Genomic DNA, 20,180 nt, shown 5'->3' with positions numbered 1-20,180 from the left:
TTCAGTTTCGCATATGCTAATCATGGGTATCCTTCAGCAGGAAAATTTCCGCGGAGGGATTGCTATGCATCTAAAGACGATGAACGATCTTTTCTGGGAAGAGATGAGGGACTTATATACAGCAGAGCAAATGCTCGGTAATGAGCTTTCAAAGCTGGCGGCCGAGGCTTCGAATGGTTGCTTGAAGGACAGCCTCCAAAGCTTTGCCAACGATTCCCAAAAGCAGGTGGAGAGGCTCCGACAAGCATTTATGATGATGGGTCAGCCTCTTGAGGTTGAGGAATGCAAGGGCATGGAAGGACTAATTAAGCAGGCGGACTATATGGTCGAGCATGCGGCGGACCCGGAAGTTAAGGACGCAGCCATAATTTCCGAGGTTCAAAAGATGAAGCACTATGAGATTGCGGCCTATAGTAATATGCGAATCTTCGCCGATAAGCTTGGCATGCAGAACATAGCTAGCATGATGGCAGACGCATTGTATGATGAGCAAAAGATTGACAATGAGTTAACTTCGCTTGCCGTTGGAATAATTGCATCTAAGGCGATAGCGGCCTAAGTAAAACCACAACCCACAGTTGCAGAGATAAGAGTCAAAGGGCGGGTTATTCCCGCCCTCGTCATTACTTACTTGCAGGAGCCGGGGGTTTGGGAATGCGCTTTTGGAAATTGCGGATTATCCCTGTGATTTTTGGGTCTTCTGGGATTGAGTTGTTGATGGGCACTAGCTCTCCTTTACAACTCATTAAGGTGTAGCGGTTTGTAGTTCTGTCTCGATGGAAAATGAGGCGCGTTTTCCCGACATATATTCCGTAGTACCATGCTTGTGTGATTGGAACAGCCCCTATCCAAAACGCAGTTGGCTGGCCGACAGCGGTCATTTCTGGTTTGTCGAGTTTGGTGTGGGTGTGGCCGCCAAGAATAATATCAATACCGGGAACCGCTTTTGCAAGGGCTTTGTCTTTTGAAAATCCGAGGTGACTCAATAATACAACTATATCGGCTTTCTCTCTGAGTTCTGGTACAAGCTTTGAGGCTACTTCTGTTGGGTCAAGCGCCTTTAATCCAAGCTCGGGGCCAGATAAATATATATTAGGCTGTGTTTCCACTAGGTTGTTTGTGAGCCCAAAAATTGCTATCCTTACGCCATCAACTTCCTTGATTACGTATGGTTCTGTAAACGGTTTACCGGTGTCCTTATAGACAACGTTTGCGCAGACCCAAGGAAATGTCGATTCACGCAGGTTCCTAAGCAAATCACCTGAGTGCCACTGGAAGTCATGATTTCCAGGTACCATCGCATCATAGCCAATTGCATTCATTACAGCCACAATCGAGCCGCCACGGAAGGCTCTTGCCAGGGCGCCGGAGCCGTGGGTGGTATCGCCAGAATCAACGACAAGAACTGGTGTTCGTTTCTCAGCACGTGTTTTGTTGATAATAGTAGCTATACGAGCCATGCCGCCTACATCTTCTATTGCGGGTCTGTTACTTTTCGCGTCAGCTGGCAAAGTGAATGGCAAGTCATGCAAGTGCAAATCATTTGTGGAAATGAACGTAATTTCTAAATATCGTGGTTTTTCAGCAGATGCGGTAGCGGCCGAGATAATTAAGAGAACGAAGAGTAAGAAGCAGATATTGCGTTTAGACCTCAATTTTACCTCCGAATGTCATGATAATTTAGCAGTTTTCCATGTGCATTATATGTAGAAAACCGATTTTTGTGCAAGGGCTGCGTAACTTATTCAATGGTTACAGTACGTATGGTGCTTGGCATCGAGCGGCTGGGTTCTGAGAGTGTGAGGGTGCGGCCAAAATACGATGGATAGGCGGTCATAATAGTGTTTAGGTCTCGGATTGTAACGGTTTGTGGCTTGCCGAGAGTTATCGTTGAATAAAGCAAATCCTCAGGGTATGGACTGTGTCCATAAATTCCTAGCGCATGGCCAAGCTCATGGGCTATTGTCTCTTGAACGTCAGCAGAGGATGCATACCCTCCACTAGGCAAGTCAATTGCAATCTTAATTGAAGCTGAGTGAAGGGTATTTGACGAATCGACCTTACATTCCGTGCGACCAAGGGTATTGCCTCCGAGCTCGCTCTGTTTGACAAATGTAATAGTGGCATCGGCTGGGCTCCCTGGAGGCACGACTTTGACTAGAGGTTGCATTCCGGGCTGGTTCCACTCGTTTGCTGCATCAATGTAAAGGTTCTGATTCGATGGGTAAATCTGCGCCCAGTTAGTTGGAAGGTAGACAGCAACAGTCATTGGCAAATGGTTCCAATGAAAAAGGCCTTCGAGCGAAGACACATAATTTGGCACAAATAACTGGTCGTTTATTGGTGGGGGAGTTGAACTGCCTCCGCCACACCCAGCAAGGTATGGCAGTATTACAAAGAGGGCGATTGCGAGAAAGCTTCTCGGTATGCGCTTAGACATTTTTTCTCAGCAATAAGGAATCTTTCCAGGGCTATCCCTGCCACCGCTCAAAGTGTACCAGATATTTGATGTTAAGGGCAATAGAAAAACAAAAATTGGTTAGGTTTGATTGCGGTATCGCATCCAAAGAGCCAAATCAGCGCCGACCATAATTGCATTCAGAGCATATAGAGCAATTACAGGGTCTGGGTTGTAGATTATTTTGTGAGCTATGCCGGAAAGATAGCCGATGGTGATAAGCGTTAGGAAAATAGCGCTTTTTCCGCCAACATTTTTCGTTTTGATTGTCTTGTATAGGGAAAATGGCCAACTTGCTCCGAAGCATAGAAGCATAATCATTTCAAAGATGCTCATGGTTATTGTTTACTTGAACCCTCTGTGTGTTGTTTTTAGCTTTTATTGACCTATATTTGAAGAAAAGGGCGGGTAAGAAGGCCCGCCCTTGGTTTTTATTCCTAGTTTCTTACTTTCGGCTTATTTATCTCGGGCTTCGCCTCCGCCGCGCTCCTCAATAACTGCTTGTGCGGCGGCTAGGCGGGCAACAGGGATGCGCCTTGGCGAGCACGATACGTAATTAAGGCCAATTTTATGACAGAATTTCACGCTTTCTGGCTCACCGCCGTGCTCTCCGCAAATGCCCAACTTAATGTTCGGGTTGACGGCTTTTGCATCTTCCACGCATATCTTCATCATTCGGCCGATGCCTTTTTGGTCGATGGTCTCTGTTGGGTCGGTTTTGAAAATACCTTCCTTGAGATAGACTGGCAGGAATCGGCCAGCGTCATCGCGCGAGATGCCGTAACCCATTTGAGTAAGGTCGTTTGTCCCGAAGCTGAAGAACGCAGCTTCCTTTGCTATCTCATCAGCGGTTAAAGCAGCGCGCGGGACTTCAATCATTGTGCCAAACGAATAATCCACTTCTATTCCTTCTTTTGCCATCGTATCTTTTGCGACTTTATCGAGCCTCTCTTTTATCCAAACCAGCTCGTTCACAACTCCCACCAGTGGTATCATTATTTCTGGATGAACGTCTATGCCCTCTTTCTTGACTTCGCATGCCGCGCCTATGATTGCGGCAGTCTGCATGCTCACGATACCGGGGAAGTAAATTGAGAGGCGACATCCTCGTAGTCCGAGCATTGGGTTTGCCTCGTGCATTTCCGATACTTTTCGAAGCAGTTTTTCTTTTTCCGGAAGCTCTGGGTTGTTTGGATCTTTGCACCTCAGCTCGGTTACTTCGACTAGCAATTCGTCCATCGGTGGAAGGAATTCATGAAGTGGCGGGTCAATTAGGCGGATAGTAACTGGCCGACCGCCCATTGCTTTGAAAATGCCGACAAAGTCTTTGCGCTGGAGTGGCTCGAGGCGGTCAAGAGCCTTTTGGCGAGTTTCTTCATCCTCAGCCAAAATCATTTCGCGCACCAAAGGCACGCGGTCGCCGAGAAACATATGCTCGGTGCGACATAGGCCGATGCCTTCCGCCCCGAGAGCGACTGCATCTGCCGCATGTTCTGGCGTATCTGCGTTTGCACGCACACCGAGTCTGCGTACCTCGTCTACCCATGCCATAAAGGTGCCAAAATCGCCCGTAACACTTGCAGGCTCTGTTTCGAGCGCAGTGTTGTATACTTCGCCCAGTGTGCCGTCGATTGTAATTACATCGCCTTCTTTGATGACTGTGCCGTCTACGTGAATCTCACGCTTAGCTTCGTCTATGTGGAGGGCGCTGCATCCGCAGATTGTAGGTATACCATATTGGCGAGCAACTAGGGCGGCGTGGCTCGTACGTCCTCCGCGCGCTGTCAAAACGCCGACCGAAGCAAGCATGCCGCCAAGGTCATCGGGGTTGGTTTCCTCGCGGACAAGGATGACTTTTTCGCCTGCTTCAGCCATTTTGATAGCCGTCTTCGAATCAAGCGCTACCCTTCCGGAAGCGCCGCCTGGCCCTGCGTTAAGTCCCCTGGCAAGCGGCTTTGGACGCTCGCTGGGGGCAGCTTTGATTCTCGGGTTAAGGAGCTGTTCGAGCGCTTCAGGGGCAACTCGCATAAGTGCTTGCTCCTTCGTGATGAGTCCCTCATTTACCATGTCAACGGCAATTTTCACAGCCGCAACGCCGGTTCGCTTGCCAGCGCGACACTGAAGAATAAAAAGCCGGCCTTTTTCAATGGTAAACTCGATGTCCTGCATCTCCCGATAGTGCTGCTCTAGTTTGCGAGCTATCTCTTGGAATTGATCATGAATATGCGGAAATTCGCGTTCCATCTGCTCAATTGATTCGGGAGTGCGCACGCCGGCAACGACGTCTTCTCCCTGGGCGTTCTTTAAGAACTCTCCGAAGAGTTTGTTTTCGCCGGTAGCTGGGTTACGTGTGAATGCCACGCCGGTACCGCTGTCGTCGCCCATATTTCCGAAGACCATAGCTTGGATGTTGACGGCGGTGCCAAGGTCATGAGGTATTTTTTCGCGGTTTCTGTAGATTATCGCTCTTTCGTTGTTCCAGCTCTTGAATACTGCGATAATCGCCAAACGAAGCTGTTCGAGAGGATCGCTGGGAAAATCTCGCCCTGTAACCTCTTTAAAATATGCTTTGAATTGGCTGACAAGCTCTTTAAGGCCAGCAGCATCCACATCCGTGTCTACTTTTGCTCCAAGCTTCTTTTTCAGTTCGTTGAAGATTTTCTCAAAGTTTTCTTTTTTAAGCCTGGGATATTCGCTAGAGAGAACGATATCGGAGAACATCATTATAAAGCGACGGTAAGCGTCATAGCCAAAGCGCTCGTTGCCAGTCGCCTTGATAAGCCCCTGAAGGGTATCATCGTTCAGACCGAGGTTGAGAACTGTGTCCATCATGCCGGGCATTGAAAACTTTGCGCCGGAGCGGACGGATACGAGCAGCGGGTTGTTTGGATCGCCCAACTTTTTGCCCATATCCTTCTCGACCTCGGCGAGAGCGGCCATGACCTCTTCCCAAAGGCCATCGGGAAGGCGGCCAAGCTTGAGATACTCGTTGCATGTTTCGGTTGTGATGACGAACCCGGGCGGGACAGGTAGGCCGATATTTGTCATTTCACAAAGGTTGGCCCCTTTGCCGCCGAGGAGGTCCCTCATCTTCGCGTTGCCCTCGCGGAATAGGTAAACGCGTTTCTTGTTAGACATGAGTCATCCTCCTTAGTTTTTATTTAAAATTGGATATGCGCATCATTAGCTGATGCATGCTGGCATTTATGTTATCCGTTCGGCAGTCGATATTTCTGCCGCCAGCTTATTGTATGGTAATTTTAATCGGTCCTGCGCTTGGCCTTGCATTTCGGTCGGCTAATGTAAGTACTGCAGTGACCGAATACTCACCCGCCGTCAGCTGGGTTCCTTGGCTTCCTGTTTGCCGCCAGGTTTCTCGAAAGCTCTTCGATTCTCCAGCTTGCAGGGTCAGCGATACAAACGCTTGAGTGAAGGCTTTGCCTTTTGACCAACGCCAGACTTCGCGTCCGCCTTGAGTGATGACGAAGTCATACATTTGGCTTGAAGAGAAGTTATATGTCACCGGTGCGGTACCTACGTTTGTGATTGTGAAGGTGAGCGTTACCGGTTGACCTTTCTGGTAGGTTTCCTTATCAGCCTCTAAGGTTAACATTATATTGCCATGCATGCTTGTACTTTTTGGCGGTGTACTTGGCGTCGGATTTGGGATGGGAGCTGGTATGTATTCCATGCTACGGCTTATCCCATAAATTAGCCATTCGCACCCCTGAATGACACCGGACATTAGTTTAGCACGTATCTCATCTCCGGGCAACAGGTAGTAAGCTGCCAAAGAGTCTATATTTCGACTATCCTTGTAATCAATCTGACCGCCACTTTTCCAGAGGTAGTTTTCTGCTGTAATAATCCGTGCTCCATACGATGGGTTGAGTACTTTGTGGTTTGAGCTTGAATTAACCCGAAGTTCGAGCTTTGCACGCGGAAACTCCATTCGGCGAATGCTCAACACGGTTGCTTTGATGTCGGAAATCTCGCTTGCTGAGAAGAATTCCCTCGATTGGGCGAACACAGCCGTAGACACCCATAGAAGGATGGCGACCCAAGGTACAAATTTTGATGACATTACAGGCACCCCCTAATTAGGTTGCGTTTTTGCTCTGTCCCAAATGGCATCCATTTCTTCAATACTCATTTGACTTAGTTGTCTGCCACTTGATTGTGCGACTTCTTCGATTTGTTTGAATCGCTCGATGAAGCGGTCAATCATTCGCCTCAACGCATCTTCAGGATCGACTTTTGCCCACCTAGCGACGTTTACTACAGTAAAGAGGAGGTCGCCAATTTCGTCGGCGATTCTTTCTTTATTCCCGATTTGTATCTCGTTTTCTAACTCGGAAATTTCCTCACGAACTTTTTCAAGGACGGCATGCATATCAGGCCACTCGAACCCTGCGCCGGCGGCACGTTTTGAGATTTCCATAGCGCGTGCGAGGGCTGGAAGCGTTTTAGGCACACCGTCTAGAATTGATTTCCTTTTTTCATACCCAGGCTCGCAGGCTTTGATTTCCTCCCACCGATGGAGAACCTCTTCCGCGCAGGCAACTTTTGCATCGCCAAAAACGTGTGGATGGCGACGAATAAGCTTTTCGGAGATTGCCTCGAGCACATCCTTGATGTTGAATACCCCCTTTTCGGCGGCAATCTGGGCGTGAAAAAGAATCTGAAGCATTAGGTCGCCTAGTTCAGTTTTTAATTCAGCCATGTTGCCAGCATCAATTGCTTCTAGCACCTCGTATGTTTCTTCGAGTAGGTATTTTTTCAGCGTCTGATGAGTTTGCTCCCGATCCCATGGGCAACCATCCGGCGCTCTAAGTTTTGCCATTATGCTGACGAGTTTCTCGAAGGATGTTCCTACATTATCGTTCACTTTGGTCTCCCATTGGCGGAATATATACTGTTGTCAGGTGATCGAATTCATATCTGTCAAGCTCAAAAAGTGGGATTTCGCGCACCTTTTGTTCTGGCGTTCCAGCGGCGGAGATGATGTTAATCTGATAGTCGTCTGGATACACTTCCATAAGAGCGAGCTTTACCTCGGATGCAATTAGCTTGTCGTAAACTTGGTAAATTAGATTACCCGTGTCAAGGTCAGGCCTAACCTTGCCAATAGCTAAGGCATCGAGGATTTTTAGACCCTCGCCAAGAACAATCCCAAGTGCCTCTAAAGATGCTTCGATAAAACTTTCTGAGCCAACTATCCTTATAGGTATTCTTTTATTGGAAGCCTCGCGCAGGAGGATTCGCACTGATTCTTCACCGATTAGTGGGTGACCCGGCACTGCGTATACTACTTCAGCCGAACGATTAGCCTCTTCGAGTACTAGTTTGGCAATGCGCGAATACACTTCATCAAAGCTTTTCGCTGATTCATAAATATTATCGAAGGAAATGAATTTAATGCCATCCTTTGCTAGACCATCTATGGCAGGATGCCTGGATGTGCGCACAAAAACAGTGGGTGCAGACCGGAGAGCTTTCCGCGCACCCACCGAGATTTGTTTATAGTCGGATGGCCCAAGGCCAACTACAGTAATCACTACTTCTTCTGAGCCGCAGGGTTTGGTGTCTGCTGTCCTGGAATAGGCTGAGCCTTCGGTGGCTGTAAGAACCGCCTATATCGTTCGATGTTAATCTTGATATCCGATTCCTCGCGGAACTTATTGAGCATTGCTTCAAGGTCGTTCTTCTTTGAGCCTCGCTCTATCATCAGCTGGTTCCAAATACCGTATTTTACTTGTTCGAACGGCTGGACCTGCTTTGGCTTCTTTTCAAGTACCTTGAATATCACGTATCCATTGCCGCCAAATATTGGCTTTGTATATTCGCCTTTCTTTTTGCTGAGGACGGCGTCTTGTACTTCCTTAGGAAGCTCAGGGTCACCGCGGACAATTGCTTTTCTTAGCCGCCCGCCAACTGCGGCAGATACGCGGTCAGTAGACTTTTGCAGCGCAACCGTCCCAAAGTCTACTCCCTTTTGAAGAAGTGCATAGGCTTCATCGGCGGTCTTCTTGTCATCTGTAAATATGGCGGCAACCAATGCATATTCAGGTTGGGTATATATGGTGTCTTTATGCTTTTCGTAGTATTCGCGAACTTCCTTATCGGTAACTTTGACTCCGCGAGTCACGAGGTTGAAATGTGCTTGTTGAACTCTAAGAAGGTCCCTCGCTTGCTCTTGGGTAACGCCAGCCGCTCGTAGCCTATTCATAAAGAATGGCTGTTTTTTTGCATGATTGTAGCGTTCTTCAACCTGTTTGTCGGTGGGAGGTACGTGTTCTTTTTCAGCGAGCCCAAGTAGCAGTTGTTCGTTGATAAGATCGCGTAGCACTAAAAGACCCACTTCTTGCTGCCCGTTCGGGGTGTCAATCAGTGTTCGCTCCAACCTGTTGTAATAATCTTGCCTGGTGATTTTGTGGCCATTGACTTTGGCGACCGCTGCGCGACCGCATCCGCTTATTATACCTGCGAATATCAGGCCCACAATCGCCAGAATTAATGCTTTCTTTTGCGCATGATTCATACCCTTATTTTTCTCTCCTCTCGGTTTTTGGCCGCTATTCTCAATTTTTGCGGCAATTTTTTTTGTTTAATGGAAAAGAGCAACGTCTCTGGCAAGGTAACCACGGAGTCTCAGCACCGCCTGAGTGTGAAGTTGATACACCCTGGATTCTGATACCGATAGAACCTTACCAATTTCTTTGAATGTAAGCCCTTCATAATAGTATAGGGCAATGACCAGCCTTTCGCGCTCTGGAAGTCTGTCTATTGCAGCTGCCAAAGACCTCTGCATCTCCTTTAGTTCGACTTCCGCTAATGGCGCTGCAGCCTGGTCGTTTATCACATCAGACAAATGGATTCGTTCATTGCCATCTGTGCTTACGATTACATCATCTAGCGAAAGGAGTGTGGCCCGACCACTATCGCCTAATAGTGAATGTAGGTCATCCAGTTCGATTCCAAGAGCGTTTGCAACTTCTTCTTCGGTGGCCGGCCTTCCCAGCTTCATTTCAAGCTGTAGATACGTTCGCTCTAGATTCTTAACTCGCTCTCTTACCGACCGCGGCACCCAATCTTCCTCGCGGAGCATTTCGAGTATGGCGCCTCGGATTAAAGCGATAGCGTACGTTTCGAACTTAACTTTTCTGTCAAGGTCATATTGGTCAACGGCTTTGATGAGGCCGACGACCCCCGCGCTAACCAAATCGTCTCGTTCGACGTTGGGAGGTAAGCTAGTTACCACTCTCCCCGCCGTAATCTTGACGAGGTAGGAATACTGATTGATTAGCGCGTCTCGTGCGTTTTGGTCCCCGCCTTGCTTATACTTCCTCCAGAGCTCCTTGATATCCGGGACCGTAGTTGTTTTGCTATCTTTATTACGCATGAGAATAGGCAGTGGGTTCCTCTACGGAGGAACTATGTAAATAAAATTGTTGACATTTCTTCGAGTAAATGTAACCCCACAGATTGCAAAATTGCTTGCTCGTCGTGCGTAACCCCATCTGCCGGCTACCCACTGTGCAAAATTGTATACCACAATCATATTCTATGTCAACAATTAAACTTTTCCATAATCTGTAAAGAAATTGCATATTTCGTTTGCCAAGGCAAAAAATTAAAGACGTTTTTCTAAATAGAAAAAAAGCCGGGCCGGAGACCAAAGTCTACCGACCCGGGTGGCCGTCGAGATTATGTACCAATGCTAATCATGCCGCTGAACGTACTTCACCCATGCAATTTCGTCTTCGCAAAGAAACTGCTTCCCAATAGAGTTTTACGTATTTTTGTGCTGATGTGTTCCATGAGTAGTCACTAGAAAGCGCTCTCCGAACTAGTTTGTCCCATTCAGCCTTGTCTTTGTATACTTCCACTGCTTGCTTTACTGCTTTGAGTAGTGCTGTAGGGCTATATTCGCAAAAGCAGAACCCATTCGAATTAGGATTTGATGGTTCGTAGCCGATTATTGTGTCTGCTAAGCCACCTGTACTGCGGACGATTGGAATTGTTCCATACCTCAAGCTGATTAGCTGTCCAAGCCCACAGGGCTCGAACCTCGATGGCATAAGGAACATATCACAACCAGCGTAGATTCTTTGTGCAAGCTTAACATCAAAGCCAATATTTGCCTTGACTTGTGATGGGTATTTTTCTTCCAATTGAGTTAGGAATTTCTCGTATTTGCGGTCACCCGTGCCTAGAACAACCAACTGCACACCAAGCTTCATAATCCTTGACGCTGCTCCCCTGATGAGGTCAAGGCCCTTCTGGTCAGCGAGTCTTGATACCAATCCAATTAATGGGATGTTTGGATCCATCGGTAGGCCTAGTTCTGATTGGAGCTCTGCCTTGTTTTTTGCCTTACCTTCGGGATTGCTTGCGCTATAGTTGAAGCGTATTCGTTTGTCTGTGGCGGGGTCGAATTCTTCATAATCAATGCCGTTAAGTATACCGCGAAGGCGTCCCAAACTGTTCATATAAAAGAGTAGTCCTTCCAGCCGGCACCCATATTCGGAGGTCTGGATTTCGCAGGAATATGTTGGACTTACGGTGGTCACAAGGTCCGAGAAGACTATGCCAGCTTTTAGGAAGTTGACCTTTCCATAGCACTCGAGTTTGTCCATTGTATAGAGCGATTCCGGAAGGCCATAGTCCGGCAGGATTGAGGCATCGAACTCACCTTGGTAGGCTAAGTTGTGAATGGTAAAAACCGACGCCGCTTTCCCCAGCACGTGGTCATTGTCGTAGTAGACGCTCCGATATACCGGAAGCAGTCCAGTGTGCCAGTCGTTGCAGTGGATTATGTCGGGCTTCCATGTGGGTTTCATTGCACAAATTGTGTCCAGCACTGCCTTGGCAAAGAAAGCGTAAGGCTCGCTGCCAGGAATATAAATGCTTTTTGAATCTACACACTGCTCAAAGTATGGAGCGCAAATAAGGTACACTGGAATGGCGTCTCCCAGAGTTGTTTCTTTTATGGAAGTGCCCACATTTCGCCAGCCAAGTGTTACATTTAGGTTCTTTAAGCGCTCAGAGATATTATATGCTGGGTTATCTTTCACCATCTTGTAGCCTGGCATGGCAATTCGCACGTCATGCCCCATTGCCTTGAGTGCTTTTGGAAGCGACCCTGCCACATCTGCAAGACCGCCTACTTTTGCAAATGGTGATACCTCTGCGGAAACAAATAGAACCTTTAGCATCTTGGACATTTTCTGCTCCTGACTTTTTAGGGATTTATGCTGCCATGCGCTCCTTAAGGAGTTCCGTTAGGATTTTCAAGAGGCGCCTTGGGTTTATAGGCTTTGTAATAAAATCCTTTGCGCCTGCCTGCAATGACTCCATTGCCAGTACTCGCTGTCCCTGGCTTGCGCACATTAGAATTACTGCGTTTGGGTCAATGCGTGTAAGCTCTCTCACAGTGCTGGGGCCATCCATGTCGCGCATGGCTACATCAACAATGACCAAATCGGGCTGGAGTTCTTTGTACTTATCGAGCGATTCCTGCCCATCCTTCGCCTCACCGACAACTGAGTAGCCGAGGGACGCAAGAAGGTCCCTTAAAATCATTCGGTCGGCGAAAGAATCATTTACAACAAGCACCCTTTTGCTCAATCTGTTTACCTCTTTTGTAATTCGCAGCGAGTTTTTGAATTCGCCGACAGCCCCACATTTGCCAAGCGGCGCTAGGATTTTTTATGGCGACTGCCGGCGATACCGATTGGTTAGTATGAAACTTGGGTGCATTGCCCCTCGTTTTCGATTATTGGAAAACAGAGACATTTCTTCACAAGGTTGTGACTTTTATTTGAGAAGTTTTTGGTGGAGTGTATTGTTGAGTCTTGTGTTGAGTTGCTAAATGTCCGATATATATGATATAATTACTGCGCTTTGCTGCATCTGATGCTTCGAAACAGGAAACAAATATGAGAAAATCGAGAATAAAGCCGTGGCATCGATTATGGGTTATTATACCTGCATTAGTCATATTCCCTTTAGGCTTTTTCTTTCTTTGGTCATCGCCCCGCAGCTTGCGAAGTAAGCTTGTTATAACTTTTCTGTTTGTTGCGATAGTAGGTGGAATGGCGGTAGGGGTAGTATCTTCGGGTTTATATGATAGAATGAGAGGCGCGCATGAATTTGTTGGCGAGTACGACACATCGATGGATTCTCGAGGGAACTACCGCACGCCAGAAATACTCCCCTTTGAGCGCGAAGTATTTTCTGCTGTCGTCCGCAAAATGCGCAAACTGCAAAACGAGTATTCACCCCAGCCGGAAGATATGTCTTTGGATGTAATAATCCCTGAGGCAAAGGCATTCCAATCCGTTGCAGAGGAAAAAGGGATTCCAGTCGAAGACGTCCAACAGATATATTTCAAAGTCTCACATCAGATATATCGCAAGAAGCGCTAAAGGCTGCTGAGATGTGTTTTTGTGTTCTTCTCAGGATTTACTATGCTAACTAGCTGTTTATTGTGTTGTTTTTTATGATGCGGCTGCACCTCGATTAAAAAGATATCCTCCATCCAACTGTTTTTACTCCACTTAATCGCCATGCCAACCACGAACAATTTCTTGAAGGCTTTTGGGTAACTGCCATATTTTCAGAATGCTTGAAAAAAAAAGAGGGGGCCGGCTTTCGCCGGCCCATATCTCACTCTCGGTGGAGAGAGTCATGCTGGTCTTTTAGTACAGCACTGCTTTTCCTACTGCCGAACCAGCTTTATGGCATCAGCAACTACTATGTAGCCGGTGGTCGCCCAGCAAGAGAGGTTGACGTGGTTGCTCCCTCCTGCGAATGTCTTCGTTGTAAGGGAGTTCCACTTTCCACCATTGGTCTGCTGGTTTACCTTTATGGTTGTATTTCCGCCACTATAGTAGACGATGTATGGGGCTTGAGTAGACCGGTTTGTTCCAACCGTCCACCACGCGTAGACGGTAAAGCTTCCCGGACCTATGAGGCTGAAGTTCCATACTGCATGGTCGCTGGTGGCGGCAGTGGGTCTCCAGCGGTAGTTCGACCCATACTTGTCTGTGGAGGAAGTACCTGTGGACCAGTTGGCCGATGCGGAGAATCCAGCGTCGGAGTTGTCTACGATCACTTGGGATTCCCATGTAGTTGCGGTTGCCTGATTGCTCTGGCTAGACTCGTTTTCAGCCGCATCGTATGCCGACACTTTGTATGAATAGGTTGTCTTCTCTGGAAGCCCAGTATTCGAGTAACTAGTGCCGGTTACGGATGTCAGGTACGTGCCGTTCCTGTAAATCTTGTAGCCAGCTACGCCGACGTTATCCGTGGATGCGGTCCAGCTTAGGTTAATCTGGCTCTTCGAAACAGCCGTGGCAGTAAGGTTGGTTGGTGTGCTCGGCGGTGTAAGGTCAGACGAGGTCATCTGGAAGCGCACTGCATCTGCAACAACGATGTAGCCGGTCGAGCCGGTGCCGTTGTGTAGCTTTACTGAGCCGCTGATGCCTTGCATGTATACTTTCCTAGTAACCAGCGTGACCCATGTACCTCCGCCGGACTGCTGGTTGATGTTCACTGTTTGCGAGCCATTATACCAGGTGACTACATAGGGTGCATTAGTCGCCCTGTTGGAGCCCTGGGTATACCAGCAGTAGACAGTGTAGTAGCCTGACACGTCAATAGGCGGGGTCCACGTCGCCGAGCCTGTTTCTGTCACCGCAGTGCTTCGGTAAATATAGTCCGCACCGTACTTGCCTGTTGTAGAAGTTCCTGAGGTCCAGGCTCCTACAAGCGTGGCTGCGGTGTTGTCCATGATAATGTCTGTAACAGCTGGGGTTGTTCGTACCGAGGCTGAGCTTTGCGCCGATTCGTTGCCTCGAGCGTCGTAGGCGCTTACCTTGTAGGTATAGGTTGTGTTCCCCCAGCAGGTGGTGTCAGAGTAGCTAGTCGTGGTGCTTGTGCCGATCTGGACGGAATTCCTATAGATCTTATACCCTGCCACACCAACGTTGTCTGTGGAAGCTGTCCACGACAGGTTAATCTGCGACCGCGATACTGCCGTGGTAGTCAAGTTTGTTGGCACACTCGGCGGAGTCGAATCCTGATTCGTGGTGGCAGTCACAGGCGAACACAAGGCTGACACGTTATGGTCTGCATCCTCGGCCGCTACCTGATAGGTGTAAGTAGTTGATGGGACGAGGTTTGTATCCGAGTAAGTCGTCGTCACCGGTACGGCGATTTCAACGCCGTTTCGATATAGCCTGTAGTTGGTTACCCCAACATTATCAGTTGAGGCATTCCAGCTCAGGTCAATTCGACTTTCGGATATGGGAGTCGCGGTCAGCCCCGTAGGCACGCTAGGAGGTGTGCCATCAAGTGTCCTGCCTTCATAAGGGGCACTCCTGGATGACTCGTTATTTGCGGCGTCGGATGCTGACACCTCGTAGGTATAAGTCGTAAGTTCAGCCAGTCCAGTATCGCTGTAAGAGGTATTGGTTGTCGTTGCAATCTGGTTGCCGTTGCGATAGACCTTATACCCAACGACCTCTACGTTGTCGGTTGAAGTTGTCCACGCAATGTCTATTTGCGATGGCGACTTCCCGTCCGCCTTAATGATTTGAGGTACACTCGGCGGAATTCTGTCGCCGCCAGGCATGGTTATCTCGGCGGGAACGCTTCTATCCGACTCGTTTCCTGCTGCGTCATAAGCCGAAACCTCGTATGTGTAAGACATTCCAGCCTCACAGGTTGTGTCAGAGTAGCTGTTTGTGGAGCTGGTGCCTATCTGCGTATCATCTCGGTAAATCTTGTAGCCAGCAACTCCGATGTTATCGCTCGAAGCTGTCCAGCTCAGATTCGCCTGGGTTTCGGAAACAGCCGTTGCCACGAGGTCGGTAGGTACGCTGGGTTTGGTAGTGTCGGCATAAGAGAGCTTGACGGCATCTGCCATTACGTTTAGCGAGCTTTCGCCTGTGCCATTGCCAAGTTTAATGTAGCCAGACGTGCCAGTTGCGAATGGATGCCTGCCAAGCAGGTTCCATTTGCCGCCGTTTGTCTGCTGGTTCACGTTATATGTCTTCGAGCCACCATTGTAATAAATGGTGAATGGCGCCTTCTGCGAGCGGTTGGTGCCTTGAGGATACCAAACGAAGACATCGTAACTGCCAGCAACTATGATGTTAGGCGTCCACCTTGCCGACTTATCTTCAGTCTGCTGAGTCGTGCAGTAGTAGTAGTCTGCCCCGTACTTATCGGTGGAAGAAGTACCGGTAAACCAAGAACCAACAAGCGTTGCCTGCGGGTTGTCAATGATTATATCGGCAACGACATCGTTCCCAATAGTGGTGAACGTGTAGTCGGAGGAAGTAGCCAGATTACCTGCACCGTCCCTGCTCTTCACGCGATAGTGGTATAGGGTATTCTGCGTGAGATTGACAAGCTGAACGGTATGGTCTGTTACGAGCTGGTTGTCTTCTGCAGTCTGGTTGCCATAGGATTGCGTCAACCCATACTCGACCTGGCTGGTTGCAGGCTCATTTGTATCCCATACAACCTGGGCATTGGTCCCCCAGACATTCTTTGTTTCCACGTTCGTAATGACAGGCGGAGTGTTGTCAACGCCAAGGATTATGTCCTGCGTTGTTACCACTCCTTCAGTTATTGTCACCTGGGCAGAATTGGCAACATATCCCGGAGCGCTTGCTGTGACAGTGTAGGTTCCCGGAGTCAAGTCAACGAATCCATAGAAGCCGGTTCCGCTGTTCTTCGTTGATTTGCCCTGGATGGTAACTGTTGCCGGATAGATCGCCGTGCCAGAGCTGGTCTTGATAAAGCCCTTGAGCATGCCGGTTGTTGGCGCATCAATCCAGTACATTGGCGAAACAGTGCGGGGTGCCGAGAATGGCCCACCTGTGCCAATCAGAGCATCCCTGAAGGCAGGTCTGTCGACCGTGCCGCTATTAGTTCGCCGGTAGTCATACAGGGTTACACCCGGGAAGCCTAGATTCTGTACCGAAAGAATCTGGGTCATTGAGTTGCTGATTGTATTCAGGTAGCTGCCCTGGGCGGGGTAGATGTGGCGTCCGTACTGTCTTCCTATGCTGTCCTGGTTGTCACCATCGAAGACGTTGTTGTTGTCGGTGTAGTTCATTGGGCAGACATAGTCAAGCCAGTGGTTGCTCATCCACTGATCCCAATTCTGCAGGTAGCTTGCATTTCCAGTCGATGCCGGGCTCCAAACAGCAGCGCCTATTTTGATGTATGGCTTGATGGCTTTGGCTTCGAGATAGATCCTTTTCACCATGTTGGTAACCTGGTCTCTTCTCCAGTTCAGCCAGCGTGTATCCGTTGTGGATGGGTTGCCTGAAGTGCCATACTCAGCATTATATCGGGCGACTGCAGTTGGATTATAACCAAAGCTCGTGCTCGGATATCGGATATAGTCCAAAGTTAAGCCATCAATGTCGTAGTTCTGGACTATTTCCATGAAGACGTTCTTGTGGTAGTTCTCGACATCTGGATGGCCTGGGTCGAGCCAACTGTCGTCTCCATAGAACATCGACCCAGTGGAGCTTAGCGAGAACCACTCCGGGTGGGTGTTGAACACATGGTTGGGTGTCGTTTGAGGCGGAGGAGTTTGGCTAGTCCATACGCGGTTCACGACCACCCAAGCATGCACCTCGATATTCCGGTTATGTGCCTTCGTGACTATATCTGCAAGACAGTCGTAGCCAGGCTCGGGGGTTATATTAGTTCCCGTTGGCTCATATGAGGATGTGTAATATGCGTCTCCGCGTTTTCTCATCTCAACCAAGACTGCATTTGCATTGCACGACTGCACATAGTCCAGCATAGTTGTAGTGGCTGAGGAATTCTCATAACCGGATCCCCAAGCGTCTACCCAGAAAGCACGGAATTCGTTCATGCCCTCGGTTGTTGCTGGAGCACTCTGCGCCGACTCGTTATTCGCGGCGTCATATGCGCTCACTGTGTAGGTATAAGTAACATTCGGCTGAACTGTCGTGTCTGAGTAGCTGGGTCCACCTGCCTTTTGGGCTAGGAGAGCGCCGTTTCGGTAAATCTTATATCCGACGACTCCTACGTTGTCGGTCGAGGCTGTCCAGGTTAGGTTTACTTGGTTTAGCGATACCCTGGTCGCCACTAGGTTGGTCGGAACGCTCGGCGGAATTGTATCAGGGCCGGTGTCAACTGAGATAGTCACAAAGCGGACTGCATCCGCCACAACGATATAACCTGTGCTACCTGTGCCATTGCCCAGCTTTACATAACCCGATGTACCTGTGGCGAAAACATTCCCTGACCGCAGGAGGTTCCATCGGCCGCCGTTTGTCTGCTGATTCACCCTTACGGTCTCGTTTCCGCCATAGTAGAACACGGTGAACGGTGAGGCGGTAGATCTATTGGACCCCTGTGGGTACCAGACGTAGATGTCGTACGTGCCGCCGTATGCCAGGTTTGGCCGCCATATTGCGGTCTTGCCCTCAGTCTCAGCCGTGCTTGCGAATGCATAGTCTGCGCCATACTTGTCGGTAGACGAAGTGGCTGTAGTCCACACGCCAGTGAATTCGGCGGATGGATTGTCAATAATTATCTCCGCTGGCGGAGTCGTTGCTGAAGCAGGCGAGCTCTGGGAGGATTCATTTCCGGAGGCATCATATGCGCTCACCGTATAGGTATAGCTGGTGCTTGCGGAACAAGTGGTGTCCGTGTAGCCGCTTGCGTTTGGCGCCGTTCCTATGAGAGTGCCGCCACGGTAAATCTTGTAACCAGCCACCCCTGTATTGTCCGTTGATGCCGTCCAGGTTAGGCTAATCCTTGTCGGCGCGGTTGCGCGAGCTACGAGGTTGGTTGGTGTGCTCGGCGGTGTTGTGTCAGTCGGCACCAAAGCAAAGTTCTTTGTGGTCGTCGCACCAGCGGTTACGGTAACTGATGCGCTCTTCGCGGTGTAGCCCGACTTGCTTACGGTTACTGTGTAAGTTCCAGCGCTCAGGCCAGTGATGTTGTAAACGCCCGAGGTATTTGTGGTAGTTGACGGACCGCCTGTTACAGCTACCGTGGCTCCCGAAATTGCTGCTCCTGTAACTGAGTTGGTGACGGTGCCAGTGATGTTTCCAGTAGCGGCAGTAACCGTAATAGTCCACGTAATTTCAGGGCCAAACCACGTTACTCCTTCCTGGACCAGCCTGTATTTTTCGGTGTACGTGCCTGGGGTGGTGGGCGCCTTCAATATGAAGGTGAAGCGTCCAACCTGTCCATTGGTAACACTGCTTTGGTCCACATCAGTGGGCCTATTGCTGCTAATCCAGTTTGAGGAGTTGTAGAATGGGCTCGCTCTGTCTTGTGGACTCGAGGTTCCAAGTCGGGTGTTCCCATGGGTCCAGGTGCCTGTGCCGGTGTTTGTAAACTCCACCCATGCGATGGCGGTTGACCCAGCGACCATGCTGGACGGATAAGACTGCGCTTTGTAGCTGGCAGCCCAGGTCGGCGTTGTTGGCGTACCCTTCACTACGCTCATGAAGTAGTTCCAATCCCAGCCGTTGCCTGGATCCCAGTGGTCGCCACCGCAAACGCATACATTTATATCCTTGTGGCCAAGGACACCAGGAGGACAAGAGCGATGCTCCTTTACGATTCCCCAGTCGTTGCACATGTCGCGCGTCAACAGGCCGGCTGCATCATACAAGGTCTTTGGATGAGAGGAAGATGCGGCATATCCCTCGTTCTCAATGCCAAGGGAGTAAGAGTTCGCACATCCGCAGTGCCAGGCCGTGTATATCTCTCGCACCATCTGCCACACGCCTCCGGCTTCGGAGACGACATAGTGGGAGGTTACGTTGGAGTCACAGTTTTTCATCCACGCCCGAGCACCTGCTGCAGTGCCCTCAATGGTGTGGATTACAACCGTGGTCTTGTTGTACTGCGAATAAGAGAAGTTGCAGCTAGGTGCAGGGTCCCAAATTGCTGGGCCATAGTCGGTGGATAAGACACTTGCACCACCATTCCCTGTTGCTTCTGCATCCGCGAGGCTTCCTGATTCTTTTTGTCTTCCAACGCCCTCCTTGGGGAAGAGATCAGAAAGATCTATTGCCCCTATCTCCTGAGGTGGGAAATAAAACCGTTCCCCTGCAGAGTTTGTGTAGTCCATGCCAGTGAGGAGTTTTTCATAAACCTCAGCAGCAAAGAAGCGGCTGTTCTCCTCATCCAATCCAGCATACTTGATAATAGGCTCAAGCCATGCTTCGAGTCCTTTGCTACGGTCAATTTTGAACTTGTTCGCATAGGCCGATAGCACAGCTGCCGCAGCGTTGATGTTGCCGGCAGCATGAACTTTGAGAAGCCCTGGTGGCATTTTTATAAGGTCTGCGCCCTCTAAAAGCGAGTTGCATCCCCATTTGTTGTTTTCACGGAGTGCCATTACGCCGTAACCGCCTTCGATGGTTGGCGCATCACCTCGGTTTTCAAAGTTGCTGCCAAAGTATCCCAATGTGAGCAACAAAGGTAAGGGAACGTTGTGTCGCTCAGCGGCTGCTTCGAAGAGTGGCATGAGCGGTTGGTTCCAACGCCCTGGTGGAGCGGGAACCAACGAAGCACAAACTTCGCCTTCATAACAGAAGGCAGGGGGTATGTTTGCCGCCACCAGTAGCACTACAGCCACCAGCAGCGACATCAGCACCCATGATCTCGCCATTCCTTTGCTCCTTTCCTTTTTCACGGTTGT

At 49.4% G+C, this 20,180-nt stretch carries 14 protein-coding genes; 2 read left to right on the top strand and 12 right to left on the bottom strand.

Annotation, left to right across the window (positions count from 1 at the left end):
* Window positions 1-64 precede the first annotated feature (64 nt).
* Window positions 65-559: a DUF892 family protein gene (locus QHH26_06780; GenBank protein ID MDH7481665.1), complete on the top strand. Its 495-nt coding sequence runs from the start codon at window positions 65-67 to the stop codon at window positions 557-559.
* Window positions 560-623: 64 nt separating this feature from the next.
* Here QHH26_06780 and QHH26_06775 read toward each other — a convergent pair whose 3' ends face one another.
* From QHH26_06775 to QHH26_06725, 11 genes are all read right to left on the bottom strand, one after another.
* Window positions 624-1,655 (bottom strand): bifunctional UDP-sugar hydrolase/5'-nucleotidase, encoded by a 1,032-nt coding sequence (locus QHH26_06775; protein MDH7481664.1) that lies wholly within the window; start codon window positions 1,653-1,655, stop codon window positions 624-626.
* Window positions 1,656-1,741: 86 nt separating this feature from the next.
* Entirely contained in the window at window positions 1,742-2,440 is a 699-nt protein-coding gene (locus tag QHH26_06770) for a matrixin family metalloprotease (GenBank protein ID MDH7481663.1), read from the bottom strand.
* Window positions 2,441-2,539: 99 nt separating this feature from the next.
* Window positions 2,540-2,794, bottom strand: coding sequence for a hypothetical protein (locus QHH26_06765; protein ID MDH7481662.1), 255 nt, complete (start codon window positions 2,792-2,794; stop codon window positions 2,540-2,542).
* 120 nt (window positions 2,795-2,914) lie between these two features.
* Entirely contained in the window at window positions 2,915-5,596 is a 2,682-nt protein-coding gene (gene ppdK, locus QHH26_06760; protein MDH7481661.1) for a pyruvate, phosphate dikinase, read from the bottom strand.
* A 106-nt stretch (window positions 5,597-5,702) separates the two neighbouring features.
* The gene (locus QHH26_06755; GenBank protein ID MDH7481660.1) at window positions 5,703-6,542 is read right to left on the bottom strand and encodes a BsuPI-related putative proteinase inhibitor; all 840 of its coding nucleotides are present in this window, start codon (window positions 6,540-6,542) and stop codon (window positions 5,703-5,705) included.
* A 12-nt stretch (window positions 6,543-6,554) separates the two neighbouring features.
* Window positions 6,555-7,346, bottom strand: a complete 792-nt coding sequence (gene mazG / locus QHH26_06750; protein MDH7481659.1) for a nucleoside triphosphate pyrophosphohydrolase — start codon at window positions 7,344-7,346, stop codon at window positions 6,555-6,557.
* Window positions 7,336-8,016: an SAM-dependent methyltransferase gene (locus tag QHH26_06745; protein MDH7481658.1), complete on the bottom strand. Its 681-nt coding sequence runs from the start codon at window positions 8,014-8,016 to the stop codon at window positions 7,336-7,338. Before QHH26_06745 ends, mazG begins: the two co-directional genes overlap by 11 nt.
* Window positions 8,016-8,999 (bottom strand): peptidyl-prolyl cis-trans isomerase, encoded by a 984-nt coding sequence (locus tag QHH26_06740; protein MDH7481657.1) that lies wholly within the window; start codon window positions 8,997-8,999, stop codon window positions 8,016-8,018. Before QHH26_06740 ends, QHH26_06745 begins: the two co-directional genes overlap by 1 nt.
* A 66-nt stretch (window positions 9,000-9,065) precedes the next feature.
* Entirely contained in the window at window positions 9,066-9,860 is a 795-nt protein-coding gene (locus tag QHH26_06735) for a FliA/WhiG family RNA polymerase sigma factor (GenBank protein MDH7481656.1), read from the bottom strand.
* A 322-nt stretch (window positions 9,861-10,182) separates the two neighbouring features.
* Entirely contained in the window at window positions 10,183-11,685 is a 1,503-nt protein-coding gene (glgA, locus tag QHH26_06730; protein MDH7481655.1) for a glycogen synthase GlgA, read from the bottom strand.
* 25 nt (window positions 11,686-11,710) lie between these two features.
* On the bottom strand, window positions 11,711-12,088 hold the full coding sequence (locus QHH26_06725) for a response regulator (GenBank protein MDH7481654.1): 378 nt from the start codon (window positions 12,086-12,088) through the stop codon (window positions 11,711-11,713).
* A gap of 311 nt (window positions 12,089-12,399) precedes the next feature.
* Between QHH26_06725 and QHH26_06720 the strand changes: the two genes are divergently transcribed.
* Entirely contained in the window at window positions 12,400-12,888 is a 489-nt protein-coding gene (locus tag QHH26_06720; GenBank protein MDH7481653.1) for a hypothetical protein, read from the top strand.
* A 293-nt stretch (window positions 12,889-13,181) separates the two neighbouring features.
* On the opposite strand, the gene QHH26_06715 is transcribed toward QHH26_06720, so the two are convergent.
* A complete protein-coding gene (locus tag QHH26_06715; GenBank protein MDH7481652.1) occupies window positions 13,182-20,150 on the bottom strand; it encodes a family 10 glycosylhydrolase in 6,969 nt (2,322 codons plus the stop codon).
* Window positions 20,151-20,180 lie beyond the last annotated feature (30 nt).

It is taken from the genome of Armatimonadota bacterium (genome assembly GCA_029907255.1).
GTDB lineage: Bacteria > Armatimonadota > UBA5829 > DTJY01 > DTJY01 > JAIMAU01.
This window is presented reverse-complemented; position numbering and strand designations above follow the sequence as displayed.